This window comes from Gordonibacter pamelaeae 7-10-1-b (assembly GCF_000210055.1).
Taxonomy (GTDB): Bacteria; Actinomycetota; Coriobacteriia; order Coriobacteriales; family Eggerthellaceae; genus Gordonibacter; species Gordonibacter pamelaeae.
The window spans coordinates 3,463,201-3,479,317 of the sequence record NC_021021.1; the positions used below are offsets into that span (position 1 = coordinate 3,463,201).

Here is a 16,117-nt window from a genome sequence, read left to right on the forward strand (position 1 = left end):
GCACCATTGCCTGGCGAACGTCATCTCGTACGGCACGGTCGAGGAGCTCTCCAAGAAGCTCGATCGCAAGCCGAAGCAGTTCCTCATGGTGCCCCAGTACAACCCCCTCGAGGCGAAAGGCGCTTTCGTGCCCTCCCGCAAGAGCGCGCACCGGGCGGCCCATATCGAGGTCCAGGGGACCGGGAAGGCCTCCTATGCCGTACATCGCCACGACACCAAGGTCGGCGAGATCGACGAGACCGCGGTGCTCGAGGGGGAGCAGCCGACCTCGGCTTGCGAATGAGAGCGGGGGAGGCAATGGATCGCGCGAACAAGGCGGGGAGAACCGCTTACCTCAGGTACAAGGGAGGTGTGCTCGGCGAGGAGCCGCTCGACGACCGTTCCACAGGCGATCCTTTGGCCGTCGTGATCGGGACCATGCAGCTTCCGCGGGGAGTGGAGGAGGCTGTGGTGGGCATGGAGGTGGGCGAGGCGCGGTCCATCGAGGTGCCGCCCGAGCTCGGCTACGGCGCGTACCAGGACAAGCTCGCGTCGTGGCACCTCAAAGGCATGGTGGAGCACGGCTACGACCTCAAAGCGGGGGACGTGGTCTTCTGGACCAACCCCGACGACGGAAGACGCATGCCCGCTTGGGTGACGGAGGAAACCGCCGACATGGTGAAGCTCGATTTCAACCATCCCTTCGCCGGCAAGACGCTCGCGTACTGGGTCGAGCTGGTTGACCTGAGGTAGGGCGAGGGCGTTGTGCTATCCGTGCACGCGATGCGGCAGGTGCGGCAAGTACCGCGAAGGCAGCCCCTTCTACGTTTCCCCCGCCACGATACCGTGCCTTGCGTGCGGCGGCACGGTCGACCCCGTGTCGGGGCGCTGCCCGGCATGCGGTGCGCTTGCGTTCGCACCGAGCGGGACCCGACGAGCCGCGGGCGAAAGCCGCGGCGACGTTGAGTGCGGGCAGGAGCCGCACCTGCCTTAACGAAGAGACGAAGAGGCTTATTTATCCGTGTTTCCCGAGGTCGGGCATCGTCAAGTTCAGGGTACGGGCCAAAACACCGAGAACGCCACGATGACAGGCGATTTCCGGCTACGTATCCTTCGCGCCATTGGCGGCATCGGCCCGGGATGATAAAGGAGGAGAGTCCATGATTGACTACGAGGAGTTCTTGGACGGCATCGATCGCAAGGCGTACCACGAAGGGGAGGTGGAGTGGGAGGAGGACGGCTGCACCGTCACGCGCACCTACAACTACAGCGCTCCCGGCTGCCACGACTCCTGCGGTGTCCTGCTGTATACCAAGGACGGCAAGCTGGAGAAGGTGGAGGGTGATCCGCTCGACCCGTATGCGAACGGGAAGCTGTGCATGCGCTGCCTGGACCTGGACGAGATGGTGAACCATCCCCAACGTCTGAAGTACCCCATGAGACGCGCGGGCGAGCGCGGAGAGAACAAGTGGGAGCGCATCTCGTGGGACGAGGCGCTCGACATGATCGATACCTACATCAAAGAGGAGATCGACGGCAAGGGCCTGGGCCGCGAATCCATTCTGGTGGGCCATGGCACGGGTCGCAACATCAACTGGCAGGTCCCGTTCATAGCCGGGGCGTGCTTCCGGACTGCGAACGTGGGCGGTATCTACTTTTCGGGATGGTGGTGCTACATGCCCCGCGTGTGCGGTGCCGCCGGCCCCTTGGGAGACTATCCTATCGTCGACGCGTCGGAGACGTTGCCCGAGCGCTACGCCCATAGCGAGTGGGTGCGCCCTGATGTGCTGGTGGTCTGGGGCAACGAGCCTTTGAAATCGAACGGTGACGGCTACCTGGGCCATTGGCTGAACGTGTGCGTGCAGATGGGCACCAAGGTAGTCTCCATCGATCCCGTTCTCACCTGGTGGGGGGCGCGTGCCGAGCACTGGCTGAGGCCGCGACCCGGCACGGACTGCTGTATCGCGCTCGCGTGGCTCAACGTGATCATGGGCGAGGATCTGATCGATCATGAGTTCGTCGACAACTGGTGCGCCTACTACGACGAGCTCAAGGAGCATGTGCAGCAGTTCTCGCCCGCCTGGGCGGCATCGATTACCGGCGTTCCCGAGGACGAGATCGTCGCAGCGGCGCGCCTCTACGCGAGCGCCGACCGCGGGGCCATACAATGGGGCCTCGTATTCGATGCCGGCACGAGGTCGTCCATGCATTGGGTGGAGGCCGTGTGCGATCTCATGGCCATCTGCGGCAACATCGAGAAGCCCGGCACGCACGTGCTCGTGCACAACTCGTTCGACATCAACGCCGGCTACTCTTCGGTGGACCTCTACGCCGACCCGCAGGCCCTCGAACGCAAGTTCCGCAAGTGGATGGTTGGCGACCAAGGGCTCGATTTCGTGGGCATGTCGAACTGCGATGCGATGGCCTCGGTGCTCGAGGCGGGCGAGGTCCCCGCAACGGGCGAGCCGTACCCCATCAAGATGCTGTGGGCGCAGAGCTGCAATGCGTTCGCTGGCCACGAGGGGCAGGTGCCGCGTGCCTACAAGTACATGAAGGAGATACCCTTCATCGTGTATGCCGACCCGTTCGTCACGCCGACGATGGTCGCCATCGCCGACCTTGTCCTGCCGGTATCCATGTCGGTGGAGCGCGATTCGGCTCGTACCTGGTGGACGCCGTTGCGCGCCATGAAGAAGGTCACGAGTTTCTACGAGGCGAAATCCGACGAGGAGATAGCGCTTTGGCTGGGCCGCCGTCTGAACCCCGACCTGTTCGTGCGCTGGGAGTCTGCCGAGGACCTCATCAACGACTACCTGCTGACCGACCTCGCGGTCGTGGGGCCCGACGGCAAAGTGCAGAAGGCGAACTTCTCGGCCGCCACGGACGACAACTGGGGCCACACCTCCGTGACCGAGGACGGGGGCCCGTCCGTCACCACGAAGTGTCCTTACACCTTCGACCAGCTGGTCGAAGCGGGCGGCCATGCCTACGACGAATGGAACGCAACCTATTTCAAGCACGAGAAGGGAATGCTGCGCCCCGACGGCCAGGTCGGGTTCAACACGCCCTCCGGCCGCATCGAGCTGGTGCCGACCATCTTCCAATCGTGGGGGATACCGCCGTACCCGGTGTACACGCCTGCTCCCGAGACCTGGGAGACCACCCCGGAGATCATGGAGAAGTTCCCGTTCTATCTGATAAACGGCGCTCGCTCCTACGAGTTCTTCCATACGGAGCACCGCCAGGCGCCCACGATGCGCGAGTTCCACCCCGAGCCGCGCGTGAAGGTGTCGCCCGGAACGGCCGCCGAATACGGCCTGCAGGACGGCGATTGGATCTGGATGGAGAACGACGAGGGGCGCTGCAAGCAGATGGTCGAGGTGTTCGCCGGCATTCCCGACGACTGCCTATCGGCCGAGCACGGTTGGTGGAAGCCCGAGGAGGAGGGGGCCGTGCCGCACCTGCACGGGTGCTTCGACTACAACGTGAACAACCTCACGCGCAACTTCCAATCCGGTCCCGGCGGCATCGGGTCGCCCATCAAGTGCACGCGCTGCCGTATCTACAAGGTAAAGGACGGCGACGTCATGCCCGGAGAGCAGATCACGCAACTCGGTGGCTGGCGCGACGACTACCAGCCCATGCAAGCATAAGGAGGAGGCTATCATGACCAAGGCGATTCTGATCAACTACGAGTACTGCACCGGCTGCCATTCGTGCGAGGTGGCTTGCAAGAAGGAGCTCGGGCTGCCCAAGGGCGAGTTCGGCATCAAGCTCACCGAGACCGGGCCCTACGCCTACGAGGGCAAGGAAGGACCCGAGCGTTGGGAGTGGACCTGGCTCCCCGTTCTCACCAAGGCTTGCGATATGTGCGCTTCTCGCACGGAAGCCGGGAAGATGCCCATGTGCGTGCAGCACTGCCAGGCATGGTGCATGTACTACGGCGAGGCCGAGGATCTGGTGAAGAAGATGGGCGGCGAGACCCGCTGGGCGCTCTACACGAAGTAGCAGGCCGAGCCCGGCCGGTTCCCCGTCTTGGGGCAGGAGGTGCCGTGCCGGGCCTACCGAAACAGGGGAATGTCAAGCTTTAAGGAGGATATCGTTATGTCTACCGATATAGATGCGCGCAGCAAGAAAAGGGCCATGCTCGTGTTCGTGGGCTGCTGCGTCATGCAGGCGTGCGGCTTGGGGACCGTGCTCAACTCGTCATCAGCGTTCTTTGCCATCGTCCCCGCTGCCGTAGGCGTGGATATGGGCGTGTTCGCCATGTGGATCACCTGCTACGGCATAGCCGCGCTGTTCGGCACGTTCTTCGCGGGGATACTCATCCCCAAGTTCGGGGCGAGGATAGTCATCTCCCTCGACGTCGTCGTCACCGCCCTGTGCGTCGTCGCGTTCACGTTCGCCGACGCAAGCTGGACATGGCAGTTCATGGCCATAGGCGCGGTTATGGGCTTGACGGGCGGCATGTACTTCCTGTACGCCACGCCGCTGCTCATGGGGGCCTGGTTCGGCAAGAAGGTGCTCGGGCGCTACCTGGGCATCGCGCAGCTGATGTCCGGCGTCGGAGGCGCCCTCTTCCCGTTGGTGTTCACGTCGCTGTCCACGGTCATGGGGTGGCAGAGCGCCTATTACCTGAACGCCATCCTGCTGCTGTGCATCCTCTTCTTCTCGCTCACGGTGTTCTGCGAGGATCCGGCGAAGATTGGGCTCCATGCGTTCGGTGCCGAAGAAGACGAGATGGGCGAGTCCAAGAGCCTGCCGGGCGTGCCCTTGAAGTTCGCGCTGCCGACGCTCGCCTTCGTCCTGCTGTTCCTAGGTTGCATGCTGTCGGCCTTCCCGGGCAGCTTCAACTCCTTCGTGCAGGCCAACGCCGTGGAGGTGCTCGGCCCCGAGGCGCTCATCTTCTCATCGACGCTCATGATCGCGTTGCAGGTCGGCTATATCATCGCCTCGCTCGTCGGCGGCATCCTGGTCGACAAGATCGGCGTGCGCTGGCTCACGGTCATTCTTTACGCCATCCTGATCGTCTGCTATGTGAGCTTCTCCATGGCCTCTACCGAGCTCGCCCTCATGGTCACGGCATTCTTCTTCGGCATGAACAACGCCATCGTCACCATCTCGGTGCCGATGCTGGCACGCGAGCACTTCGGCATGAAGGCCTACGATAAGATCTTGTCCTACTGCATGATGGGCGTGGGGCTGTGCGGGTCCATGGGCGCCCCGGTCATCGGCATCATCTTCGACATGACGAAAACCTATAGCGGCTCGTTCCTGGTCGGAGCGGTAATCGCAGTCGTTGCCATTGCCATCATCCTGTTGTCGTTCGTCCCTGCCAAGAAGGTCAGGGAGGCGCACTGGGAGGCGTGACGGACAATCGATTCAGCAGCCTTTCCGCCTAGCTAGGCGGAAAGGCTGCCTTCTAGGAGGTGTTTTCCGTGTCGGAGAAATCGCAGGGCGTCCATTATGCATGGTGGGTGATGATCGGGTGCTTCTTTCTTCAGGCCGGGGCTTTGGGGGCCATCATGAACGCGGGCGGGATTTTCATCGTGCCCGTCTGCAACGAGCTGGGGTTCGATCGCGGTGCGCTTGCGCTGTACCTCACGTTCTACTTCATTGCCACGACGGCCACGTATCCGCTGGTTGCGAAATACCTTCCGAAATGGGATTTTCGCGTGTTCCTGACAACGTGCTTTCTGGTGCTGGCGGCCACCGAGGCTGCGATGGGTCTTATGAACGAGCTTTGGCAGTGGTATGCGGCAGGCGTCGTCCTCGGCGTCGCGGGCGCCCTCGTGTTCGTTGTGGCCTCGACGGTTCTCATCGAGAACTGGTTCGTGGCCAAGCGCGGTACCGCGCTCGGCATCGCCATGTGCGGGTCGGGCATCGGCGGGTTCTTCTTCCCGATATTCGGCAATTTCCTGATAGAGACCGTAGGCTGGCGCATGGCCTACCCCAGCATCGCGTTGGCCATGTGCGTCATCGTCCTCCCGTTCACGTTGTTCGTATTCCGCCTCCATCCCTCCGATATGGGCCTGCGGCCTTACGGCGCGGAACAGGGCGAGGCGATGGCCGAGACCCGGGCATCGGAGAAGGGCATGCCCGCCCGTAAGGCGATCGTCACGCTGGCCTTCGTCTGCGTGTTCCTGTATGCAGGCATCGAGGCTCTGTTCAGCGGATACAACAATCACCTGCCGGGATTCGCCGAGTCCATCGGGTACTCGGCTGCGTTCGGTGCCGGCATACTGTCGATGGCCCAGCTCGGCTACAGCGTGGCCACGCTGGTCATGGGGTGGGTTACCGACAAGATAGGCGTTGCCGCATCCACGTACATCACCTTGGGGGTGACGGCTGCCTCGTTGCTCGGCTTCTCGTTCTTGCAGGCCGAGGTGCCGCTCATGGCATGCGCTTTCGTGTTCGGCATGAACTCGGTCATCATCACCATCTCGGTTCCGACGCTCATATCGGAGTTGTTCGGGAAAAAGTACTTCGCGCAGATACTGTCGTACTCGCGCATGTCGGGGATCATCGGCTGCTTCGGAGCTGCCGCAGTGGGGGCCTGCTTCGATCTCACAGGCAGCTACATCGGCTCGTTCTTCGCGGGGATTGCCATTCTGGCCGCTTGCGCGGTGCTGGTGGGCATAGCCCTCACCCAAAAGAAGAAGCTGCGGGCGCAGTGGGAGTAACGGGCGCGCCTCAAAGCTTCGATTGCGATGCGGCTACAAGGAAAGGAGAGAACATTGGCTGATTACCAGGAATTTCTTGATGGTGTTGATCGCGCTGCCTATCATGAGGGGGAATGGCGCTGGGAGGAGGACGGCTACACCGTCACGCGCACGTACCACTACTCGCCTCCGGGCTGCCATACCTCGTGCGGGATCCTGCTTTACGAAAAAGATGGCAAGGTAAGGCGCGTGGAGGGCGATCCGCTGGATCCGTGCACGAACGGCAAGCTCTGCATCAAATGCCTGACGCTCGACGAGTCCCTGAACCATCCCGACCGCCTGAAGTACCCCATGAGGCGCGCCGGAGAGCGCGGCGAGAACAAGTGGGAGCGCATCTCGTGGGACGAGGCATACGACGAGATCGAGGAACGGGTGAGGGGCATTTGGGAGACGGACGGCGGCAACGCCATCATCTGCGTGCACGGAACCGGGCGCAACATCAACTGGCAAGTGCCGTTCTTCGGCCAAGCAGGCCTGAAGACGCCCAACATCTCGACCTTCGGCTTTACCGGCTTTTCCTGCTACATGCCGCGCATCTGCGGCAGCATCGCGCCTTTCGGCGACTTCCCCATCGTGGACGCGTCCGAGACGCATGCGGACCGCTACGGCAACGCCGAGTGGGTACCGCCGGAGGTGCTGGTGGTGTGGGGCAACGAGCCGCTTGCGTCGAACGCTGACGGCTACGTGGGCCACTGGCTGGTGCAGTGCGTGCAGATGGGGACGAAGATCATCTCCATCGACCCGAGGCTGACGTGGTGGGGCGTGCGCGCCGAGCATTGGCTGCAGATACGACCTGGAACCGATGCCGCTCTTGCCTGCGCTTGGCTGAACGTCATCATCGGGGAGGAGCTGTACGACAAGGAGCATGTCGAAGCCTGGTGCTCCGGCTTCGACGAGCTTGTCGAGTCGGTGCGCGAGACGACGCCCGAATGGGCGGCGGCGATTTGCGATTTGAATCCCGACGACATCCGTGATTCGGCGCGTTTGTACGCGCGGGCCGAGCCGGGTGCCATCCAGTGGGGCCTCGCGTTCGACCAGCAAGTTTCGGCAATGGCCTTGTGCCTTGCAGGCTGCGACCTCATGGCCTTGTGCGGCAACGTGGACGTTCCGGGCGGCAACATCCTCGTGCACAACGCGTTCGAGATCAACGCCGGTTACGCGTCGGGCGAGCACCTCACGCCGCCCGAATGGCGCGCCAAGAAGCTCAACAACAACTTCGCCCTGTCCATCGAAGGCGGCGACTTCGTGGCCCATGCGAGCTCGGACGGGCTGCTCCAGGCCATCGAGGACGGGTTCCCGTATCCCATCAAGATGATGTGGATACAGTCGTCCAACACGCTGTCGTGTCCGAGCCAGGATGCTCCTCGTGTCATGAAAGCCATGCAGAACATACCGTTTATCGTGAATGCCGATCCCTACCTTACGCCGACGTCGGTGGCTCTGGCCGACATCGTCTTGCCGGTTGCCATGAGCGCCGAGCGCAATTCGGCGCGTACGTGGTGGTCGCCTTGCCGCGCCATGGTTAAGGTGGTTGATTTTTACGAGGCGAAGTCGGACGAGCAAATTATTCTCGATTTGGGCAAGCGCCTGAACCCCGAGGTGTTCGGCCAGTGGGAGACCGATATCGACTGGCTCAACTGGTATCTGCACGACGGCACCGGCTCCTTCTCCGCTACGACGGAGGCCACCGACCAAGGCGGGGCCAAGAACACGGGCAAGACGCTGTTCACGGCTTCGTGGGAAGAGCTCGTACGCGATCCTTCCATGGTGGGGCACGCTTACGACGAGTTCAACGCGACGTACTACAAGGCCGAGAAGGGCATGTTCCGCGAAGACGGCTCGGTGGGCTACGGGACGCCGTCGGGTCGCTTGGAGCTCGCACCCCTTCTGTATCGATACTGGGGCTTGGATACCACGCCGTTCCATACCGAGCCGCCGGAGGGCCCCTTGTCCACGCCAGAGCTCATGGATGAGTACCCGCTGATCTTGACCTGCGGTGGCAGGTCGTTCGAGTTCTTCCATAGCGAGCATCGGCAGTTGCCCACCATGCGCGAGCTGCATCCCCAGCCGCGGGTGCTCATCAACCCGGCCACGGCCGAAAGGTACGGCATCCAGGACGGCCAGTGGGTGTGGATAGAGAACGACCATGGCCGCTTCAAACAGCAGGCGAAGGTCTCGCCGGTGGTCAACGAGAAAACCGTTCATGCCGAGCACGGCTGGTGGTTCCCCGAGTCCGATCCGTCCGCTCCCTATCTGTTCGGCACGTTCGAGTCCAATCCGAACAACTGCACGCGGGCGTTCGTGACCGGCCAGGGAGGCGTGGGGTCGCCTATCAAGGGAATGATCTGCAAGGTCTATCCGGTGAGGGAGGGCGATACGATGCCCTATGAGCAGATCGCCGCGACGGGAAACTTTCCTTGGTACCGAAAGGTCGAGTCGCCGCGACAAGGGGAGATCGAGCGTTTCCGCAGGGCGCGGGAGGCGGGCATGGACTACGACGTCATGGCCAACCAGCTGGTTGACCCCGCAACGGGCGAGCGCACCGACTTGAAAACCGGCGAGCCGGTCGAGGCGTAAAGCCGGCAGATGCGAACGCGGGCAATCTTACTAGGAGGCAGACGGCTCTCAAACGGCTGTCTGCCTTCCTTTGCCAGGGCTCCCTGCCAGCCGCAGCCGGCCTGGGCATTGCCGATCTCATACGCAGCGGCATACCCCTTCTGGTATGAGTTGCGGCCTTCATACTCGCCTTGGGTCGGCGGCCTTGCTACTATGAATGGCGGTACATCGCAGCGGAGCGCGCCCCGGCGGCGCGGCTTCGCGGCCGGTCAGGCAAAGAAGGCGAAAGGGGAGCCATCACCATGAGAATGCCACTGGACGAGTTCGTCAAGACCGACGGCAACCGCGAGGCGTTCGAGCGCATCGCGAACATCACCCAGCCGCACGACAAGCCCGAGAAGATATTCCTCGTGGGCCCGAAGGAGTCCGGCAAGACGACGCTCGTGCGCGGGCGCCAGCTGGACAAGGACCTGCTGTCCACGAAGAAGGTGCTCTACCGCCCCTGCTCGGAGCTGCCCGAGGCCATGCGCGCCGAGGTCTACGACGGCTACTTCGAGGATCTGGGCACCTACGAGGTGCTGTTCCTGGACGACTTCGAGGGCTTCTTCGACGATCCCGAGATGGGGCCTATGATGTGCAAGCTGCTGCTGGGCGAGCGCCTGAAGCGGCGCCTGGACACCGTCATCACCTCCACCAAGCCGCTGTCCGAGTACGACCTGTCTGATTTCGGCGGCATGCTGGGCGACTTCGAGGAAGTGACCATGGAGGCCCTCGACGACGCCGGCCTCGAGGAGTACGTGCGCGGCCTCGTGGAGGACTACACCGAGGAGGGGAAGAGCCCCGTGCTCTCCCCGGAGGCCATCGCCTACATCGCGCACGACCTGGGCCAGACGCCCACGATGATCCGCAAGGCCACGCACTTCCTCATGACGCAGTACGAGGGCGAGCCAGGCGCCGAGCTCTCCAGCGCCTTCGTGGAGCAGGCGCTGGCGTAGCGCCGACCGCCGCCCGCGCGCACGCAACGGGGCCCGCCGCGAAAGCAGCGGGCCCCGTTGCGTGGAAGGGCCGGTGGAGGGCCGTTTGGCCCTTGCGTACGAGATGCCGCTCGGCCCTCGGAGTGCGGGCTACCGCCCTTGTGCATCGTCAGGCGGTCGGATCGCCCGCCGCCGGCACAACGTCGATGAGCTTGACCCAGTAGACGAGGTCCTTCCCGGCGAGGGGATGATTGAAGTCGAGCGTCGCCACTTGGTTCTCTACACTCACGACGGTGGCGGGCACCGGCTCGGCGCTGCGCGGCGTCTTCCAGGCGATCATCTGCCCCACGGGCAGGTTCTCCCCGTTCGGAATACGGTAGGTGGGCACGCGCTGCAGCGCCGATTCGTCGTAGGCGCCGTACGCCTCGGCGGGGGAGAGCTCCAAGATGCGCTCCTCGCCCGGCTCCATGGCGGAAAGCGTCTCCTCGAGCGCCTTCATGACCTGCCTGCGCCCGAGCACGATCTCGTGCGGCACGCCCTTGCAGTCGTCGAACGTCCTCCCGTCGGGGAAGCTCCCCCGGTACAGGAATCGGACGCGTTGCCCTTTGCTCGGCATGGTGAAGCCTCCTTGTTCCGGACACGTGGCCCTTCTCGACTCGCGGCCATCCGCTGCCCTGCGTCTAATGCCAGCGCTGCGACGTGAGGAAGAATCCCTCGACGGGCCTGATCTCGCTGTCGTCGTCCACGAGCGCCGCTGCGCCCTCTTCCGCATTCCCGCAGATCTCGCTGACGGGAGCCTTCGCCTCCTTGTTCTTTTCGGCCGTCTCGTCTTGAACGGGCTTCTTCTCGTCTGCCATGTTTTCTCCTCCTTGTCGCGGGGGTTGCACGGGGAAGCCGGGCGGCCGTCCCGAACGACAACGGTTGGTATCCCGGTTCCGCTTGGATCAGATGGTAAACGTAAGCGCACGGCATGCCTATCGTATGTGAAGTATGAGACGACCAGCCGATATCGGACTTCCCTTTCGATAGCGGGCGGCCGAGCGATCGCCTATCGTGTTCTCGAACCATCGAGAGAGGAGTCTGCGTGGACAGGGAAGCAGGCCGTCGGGAGAAGAAGGGCGCCTATCGAAGTCCCGTTCGGGTTGGGACGGTGCTGCTGGCTGCCGGCGTCGCGGTTGCCATGATCCAATACAAGGTTCCCACCATCCTAAGCTCTCTCATGGCGCTTTTCGCCATGGATGCCGAGGCGGCTTCCTGGCTCATGTCGATATTCACGCTGGCGAGCGTGTTCGCGGTATTGCCGTCCGGGTTGCTGGCGCAGCGGTTCGGCGCGAAGAACATGATGGTTGCGGCGTTGGGCATCGCCGTGACCGGATCGTGTATCGGGCTGGCTGCGGGCTCGAGCGCGGCGCTCGTCGCCTCGCGTGCGGTGGAAGGGGTCGCCCTGACGATTCTGACCACGTGCGGGCCCTTGGTAGTCAGGGCGTGCGTGGATTCGGACAAGGTGGGCACGGCCATGGGCATCTGGGGCGTTTGGGGTTGCGTGGGCTCCACGGCGGCGGCCGTGGTGACGCCTACCGTGTTCGAGGCGATGGGGTTCGCGGGAGTGTGGACGGTGTTCGCCGTCGGCGCCGTCCTGGCCGCCGTGCTCGTTCTGGCGGCCATCAGGATGCCGCGCGCCCGGACGGCGGCCGAGGAGGCGAAGGCTGCAAAAAGCGGTGCCGCGTCCGGACGATCCCGCGGTTGCGCCGCGTGGGGGCTTTGGCGGATGCTGCTGACGCGCGACATCCTGCTTTTTCTCGGAGGCTTCGCGATGTTCAACGTCTGCCTCCTGGCCGTGCTCTCCTTCGTTCCGACGATCCTGCAGATGCAGGGTGTCGACCCTACCTGGTCGGGGCTCGTCAGCACGGCTCCCATGCTGCTATCGGTGGCGTCCTCGCCCTTGTTCGGGGCGATCTCGGATCGCAGGGGACGGCGTAAGGCCCTGCTGGTCGCGGCATCGGCCGTGATGGGGCCGTGCACCTTCCTCCTGTATACCGATACGGGCGCTCTCATGTTGATTGCCGTGGCGGTGATGGGCTTGGTCGGCATGGGCGGCGTGGGGCTGTTCTTATCGGGGTTCGTAGGGCTCGTCCCGCGTCCCGAGCTCGCCTCGGTCGGCATGGGCCTCATGGTCACGGTCCAAGGGGTCGGCCAGTTCCTGGGAACGTTCCTCGTCCAGATGCTCCTCGGCCCGTCCTTGGATCATTGGTTCCTTGCGGGCGGCGTGCTCATGGGGCTCGGGCTTGCGGGCACGATCCTCCTTGCCCTCTGCCGCATGCGCTAGCACCTCGCTTAGGAGGCGGGCAAATCGTTTCATACTTCGCGTACGATGGTTTGACCAGGCGCAGGATAGTAAAGTCGAAGGCGGGGATGAGGCCCGCGTGAGTGTAATGAGCGTGCCTCGAGGGCGCCGCCGCCGAAAACCGCGTTGTTCTCCGGTGGCTGAAACGTTCGATGCCGTAAGGTGAAAGGGCAAATGATCAGGCTTTTAACCTGATCTTGCCGCTGGTATATAAGTTTCGCGCAGGTAGGGGGACCGCTATGGATACTTCGTATTCTTGCGAGGATGTCTGCGAGGCGCCCGCCAAGCCCATCGGGGAGAACGGCGGGGATTTCGAGGCCGTGCTCGTGGACGGCTGCCTTGGCTTCGGCGTGGGCGTGGGCAACGCCGCGCTGATCCTCGTTGCGGCGCTGTGCGCATCACCTGGCCTCGTACACGGCAGCGTCGTCGCCGTGTCCATGGCGCTCGTTGCAGCCGTGGCCCTCCGCGCGGGCCAGCTTGCCTGCGATGCGCTGCAGTCCGGGGCGGGGAGGCGCGCGACCCTCGCCGTCCAGACGATCGCCTCGCTCGCGGCCATGGGCGCGCTCGGTTTCGGGCTCCCGCTTGCCGCGGCCTCGCTCGCCGGGGTCGGGGTCGTGGCGACGGCCTTCTTGTACGGGCGCTTCCTCGAGCGGTTGGCACGGCGGGCGCTCATGCTCGTGTTCGACCTTGCGTTCATGTACGTGGGCGTCATGTTGCTGGTGCTCTCGCAGATGGGTTTCTGGTACGCCTATGCCATGCTGTTCGTGGCCGTGGCGCTCTGCGCCGCCCTCTCGCTCCTGTTCTCCCGCAAGCCCTACCGCTACAGCGATTTGGTGGGCGCGGAGGACTCCAAACGGCGCAGCATCAAGGTGAAGGGCAACAACCACACGCTGCTCATGCTGGGGTTCATGCTCGGCGGCTCGCTGCTCGCGTTCTTCCTCGGCTATCCCCCCGATGTCGCCCTCGTGGCGCTTGGCGCCTCGGTTGGGCTCGCGGGCATCTTCTCGCTGCTCTTGGAGCAGACCGACGAGCGCACCTACAAGGAGGCGCTGAAGAAGAGCCCTGCGTTCGCGGCTGCCCTGCTGCTGCTTCCGCTGCCCGCCGTTCCCAGCGAGGTGCAGCTCGGGCTCGTCTGCCTCTACACCTGTTTCGTCAGCCTCAACGTCATCGTCCTCTTGAATGCGGTGGTGGAGACGTCGCGCTTCGACATGATCTCGCCGGTATGGCTGTTCGGGCAGGAGGGCTCGGTGTTCTTCGCGGGCATCTTCGCCGGGGGCGTCCTCTTCTCAGTTGGCGGCCTGGCGTCGGAAGGCAGCCCCTCGGCGCTGTACGCCACCTGCGTGGCGGCAGCCGTGGTGTGCGCCTGGATGCAGATACGCGTGAACTACCAGATATACCCGTTCGAGCCGGTCATCGAGACAGGGCTCGACGACGAGACGCGCGCGCACCTCGAGTACGAGGGCCAGCGTAAGACGCTGTGGCAGCAGAAGAGGGCGATCGCCTGCGAGCGCTACGGACTTTCCCCGCGCGAGCGGGAGATACTGCAGATCTTGCTCAAGGGACGTGACGCCAAGTACATCACGGACACGTTCTACATCTCGCAGTCCACCGCCAAGACGCACATCTACAACATCTACCGCAAGTTCGGCATCCACTCGCGCCAAGAGCTGCTCGACTTCATCGAGGATATCGAGGTGCCTGTCGACGAGGAGGCCTCGGGCGGTCTGTCCGAGCAGGTCTCCGCCTCAAGCGCGTTGTGACGTTGGTGCGAGGCCTCGTACGGGCGGCATGAGACCGCGTAGTGCCGCCTCATTACCCGCGGCGAGCGTCTTTTCCTCATTTGCGGCCAATTCACAGGCGACCTTCCTGCGCGGAATAATCGCGCTGTGCTCCGGGCTCTGCGGCCCTGGCGGCGATCTTGTTTATGGGGGAGCCATAAACGAAGGGGAGACATGGCGGTCATTCTCGAAGGAGGGCTCTTATGGCAGTAAAAACCAAGAGTACGGACTCAAGTTACGGCTGGGTCGTGCTGGCCGTGACGTTTTTGGCCGGCTTCACCGCCCCGGCCAACATGGCCAAGGTGACCGCGCTCGCGCCGGTCGTCATGCAGACGTTCGGGTTCGGTCCCGACACCTTGGGATGGGTAATCGCCCTGTTCTACGTGCTCGGCTTCGTCATGGCGTTCCCCACGGCGGGTCTCATCAACAAGCTGGGCATACGCAACGTCGTGCTCATAGCCATCGGCTGCGCCGCAGTAGGTTCGGTGATGGGTGCGCTCACCGAAAACGTGACCGTGTTCATGGTCAGCCGGTTCCTCGAGGGCGCCGGCATGGGCGTCATGGGCGTGGCGGGCGCCTCGGCCATCGCCCCATGGTTCGCCCCCGAGAAACGCGGCTTCCCGCTGGGCATCTGGGCCATGTGGGTGGCGCTTGCCATGTGCATCTGCCCGGTGCTCTACGGGTACGTGGTGGACACGCTCGCCCTGCCCTGGCAGACCGTGTGGTGGGGCACGTTCGTGTTCGACATCGTGGTGGGCATCGTGTTCGTCGTCTTCTACCGCGAGCCGGAAAGGCCTTATCAGACCGAGGAGGACCAGGTAGCCGGCAAGGCCGACTTCAAGCGCGCCCTCAAGAACCCGATGCTCTGGGCGCTCGGTATGATCTTCTTCTTCGACGAGGCTGCGTTCATGGCCATCAACGGCTTCTTGACCACGTACCTGACCGAGCAGCTGGCGACGACGCTGGTGTGGGCCACGGGCATCGCCTCGGCGTTCGGCGTGGCGGGCGCTATCTGCGCGCCGCTGTGCGGCAAGATCTCCGACTGGCTGAAGACGCGCAAGTGGGTGCTGCTGTTCGCTCTCATCGGCGGCGTGGCCTACACCGCCGTGGTGTTCACCTGCCAGGTGCCTGAGCTGTACTGGGGCATCATGATCCTCGCCGGCATCGCGGGCGGCTTCGTGCCCTCGATCATCTGGGCGGCCACGCCCGACACGGTAGACCCCGACGACGTCCCCGTGGCGAACGGGCTCGTGGCCACCACGCAGAACCTCGGCATGTTCGTGGGCGCCATGTTCATGGGCAACGCCGTTGCGGCGTTCGGATGGGCGACGGCATCGTATGCCGTGCTCGTGCCATGCTACCTCATCTGCATCGTCATCTTCTTCATCGGCCTGCGCAAGCTGCGCTAGCCGCATCGAGGTGCTGCACGGCGGAAACGGTCCCTTTCGAGGGACCGTTTCTTTTTCAGCGATCTGATCAGGTAAGACGTTGTCGCCATACCGTCATTCGGACGTGGAGTACGAGGGGTTTCCCGCCGTATCGGCGTTTTTCGCAATTCGCGTACGATTCCCAGCCGGGTGTTTGCGGCCTAGATTGCAGTCAGTGCCATGTTCCCCATCGCAGGGGCCATGCAGGCAGCGTTGCCGCGAGCCGGATCGTGCGGGGGCGCGCTGTGCCGAGCGGGGCGTCGCGCCCGTCGGCGCTCGAGACAAGGAAAGGAGCATCATCGAAGCCTTGACGGCATGCCCGGCTGCGGCTCGGCCG

The 16,117-nt window shown here is 63.8% G+C and carries 12 protein-coding genes and 1 pseudogene; 11 read left to right on the forward strand and 2 right to left on the reverse strand.

Annotated features, from left to right (window positions below; all coding sequences use genetic code 11):
- From GPA_RS15910 to GPA_RS15945, 8 genes and pseudogenes are all read left to right on the forward strand, one after another.
- A pseudogene (locus tag GPA_RS15910) lies at positions 1–283 on the forward strand (oxidoreductase); the annotation flags it as partial.
- Between the two features lie 14 nt (positions 284–297).
- On the forward strand, positions 298–732 hold the full coding sequence (locus GPA_RS15915; RefSeq protein ID WP_015540495.1) for an FKBP-type peptidyl-prolyl cis-trans isomerase: 435 nt from the start codon (positions 298–300) through the stop codon (positions 730–732).
- Between the two features lie 407 nt (positions 733–1,139).
- Positions 1,140–3,632, forward strand: a complete 2,493-nt coding sequence (locus GPA_RS15920; protein ID WP_015540496.1) for a molybdopterin dinucleotide binding domain-containing protein — start codon at positions 1,140–1,142, stop codon at positions 3,630–3,632.
- Between the two features lie 13 nt (positions 3,633–3,645).
- Positions 3,646–3,987, forward strand: a complete 342-nt coding sequence (locus GPA_RS15925; protein WP_015540497.1) for a 4Fe-4S dicluster domain-containing protein — start codon at positions 3,646–3,648, stop codon at positions 3,985–3,987.
- A 96-nt stretch (positions 3,988–4,083) separates the two neighbouring features.
- Positions 4,084–5,349, forward strand: a complete 1,266-nt coding sequence (locus GPA_RS15930) for an MFS transporter (RefSeq protein ID WP_015540498.1) — start codon at positions 4,084–4,086, stop codon at positions 5,347–5,349.
- A gap of 68 nt (positions 5,350–5,417) precedes the next feature.
- Positions 5,418–6,662 (forward strand): MFS transporter, encoded by a 1,245-nt coding sequence (locus GPA_RS15935; RefSeq protein WP_041239812.1) that lies wholly within the window; start codon positions 5,418–5,420, stop codon positions 6,660–6,662.
- A 54-nt stretch (positions 6,663–6,716) separates the two neighbouring features.
- Positions 6,717–9,278: a molybdopterin-dependent oxidoreductase gene (locus tag GPA_RS15940; protein WP_083809201.1), complete on the forward strand. Its 2,562-nt coding sequence runs from the start codon at positions 6,717–6,719 to the stop codon at positions 9,276–9,278.
- Between the two features lie 281 nt (positions 9,279–9,559).
- Positions 9,560–10,252, forward strand: a complete 693-nt coding sequence (locus tag GPA_RS15945) for a hypothetical protein (RefSeq protein WP_147274529.1) — start codon at positions 9,560–9,562, stop codon at positions 10,250–10,252.
- Positions 10,253–10,400: 148 nt separating this feature from the next.
- Here GPA_RS15945 and GPA_RS15950 read toward each other — a convergent pair whose 3' ends face one another.
- Both GPA_RS15950 and GPA_RS19665 read right to left on the reverse strand, forming a co-directional pair.
- A complete protein-coding gene (locus tag GPA_RS15950; protein ID WP_015540501.1) occupies positions 10,401–10,847 on the reverse strand; it encodes an FKBP-type peptidyl-prolyl cis-trans isomerase in 447 nt (148 codons plus the stop codon).
- Between the two features lie 64 nt (positions 10,848–10,911).
- Positions 10,912–11,088: a hypothetical protein gene (locus GPA_RS19665; protein WP_015540502.1), complete on the reverse strand. Its 177-nt coding sequence runs from the start codon at positions 11,086–11,088 to the stop codon at positions 10,912–10,914.
- Positions 11,089–11,315: 227 nt separating this feature from the next.
- Between GPA_RS19665 and GPA_RS15955 the strand changes: the two genes are divergently transcribed.
- The 3 genes from GPA_RS15955 to GPA_RS15965 all read left to right on the forward strand — a co-directional run bounded on the left by GPA_RS15955 (position 11,316) and on the right by GPA_RS15965 (position 15,762).
- Positions 11,316–12,557: an MFS transporter gene (locus tag GPA_RS15955; RefSeq protein WP_041239813.1), complete on the forward strand. Its 1,242-nt coding sequence runs from the start codon at positions 11,316–11,318 to the stop codon at positions 12,555–12,557.
- A gap of 257 nt (positions 12,558–12,814) precedes the next feature.
- Positions 12,815–14,335, forward strand: coding sequence for a LuxR C-terminal-related transcriptional regulator (locus GPA_RS15960; protein WP_015540503.1), 1,521 nt, complete (start codon positions 12,815–12,817; stop codon positions 14,333–14,335).
- Between the two features lie 221 nt (positions 14,336–14,556).
- Positions 14,557–15,762 carry an MFS transporter gene (locus tag GPA_RS15965; protein ID WP_041239814.1) on the forward strand — a complete coding sequence of 402 codons (1,206 nt, stop codon included), beginning with the start codon at positions 14,557–14,559 and terminating at the stop codon, positions 15,760–15,762.
- Positions 15,763–16,117 lie beyond the last annotated feature (355 nt).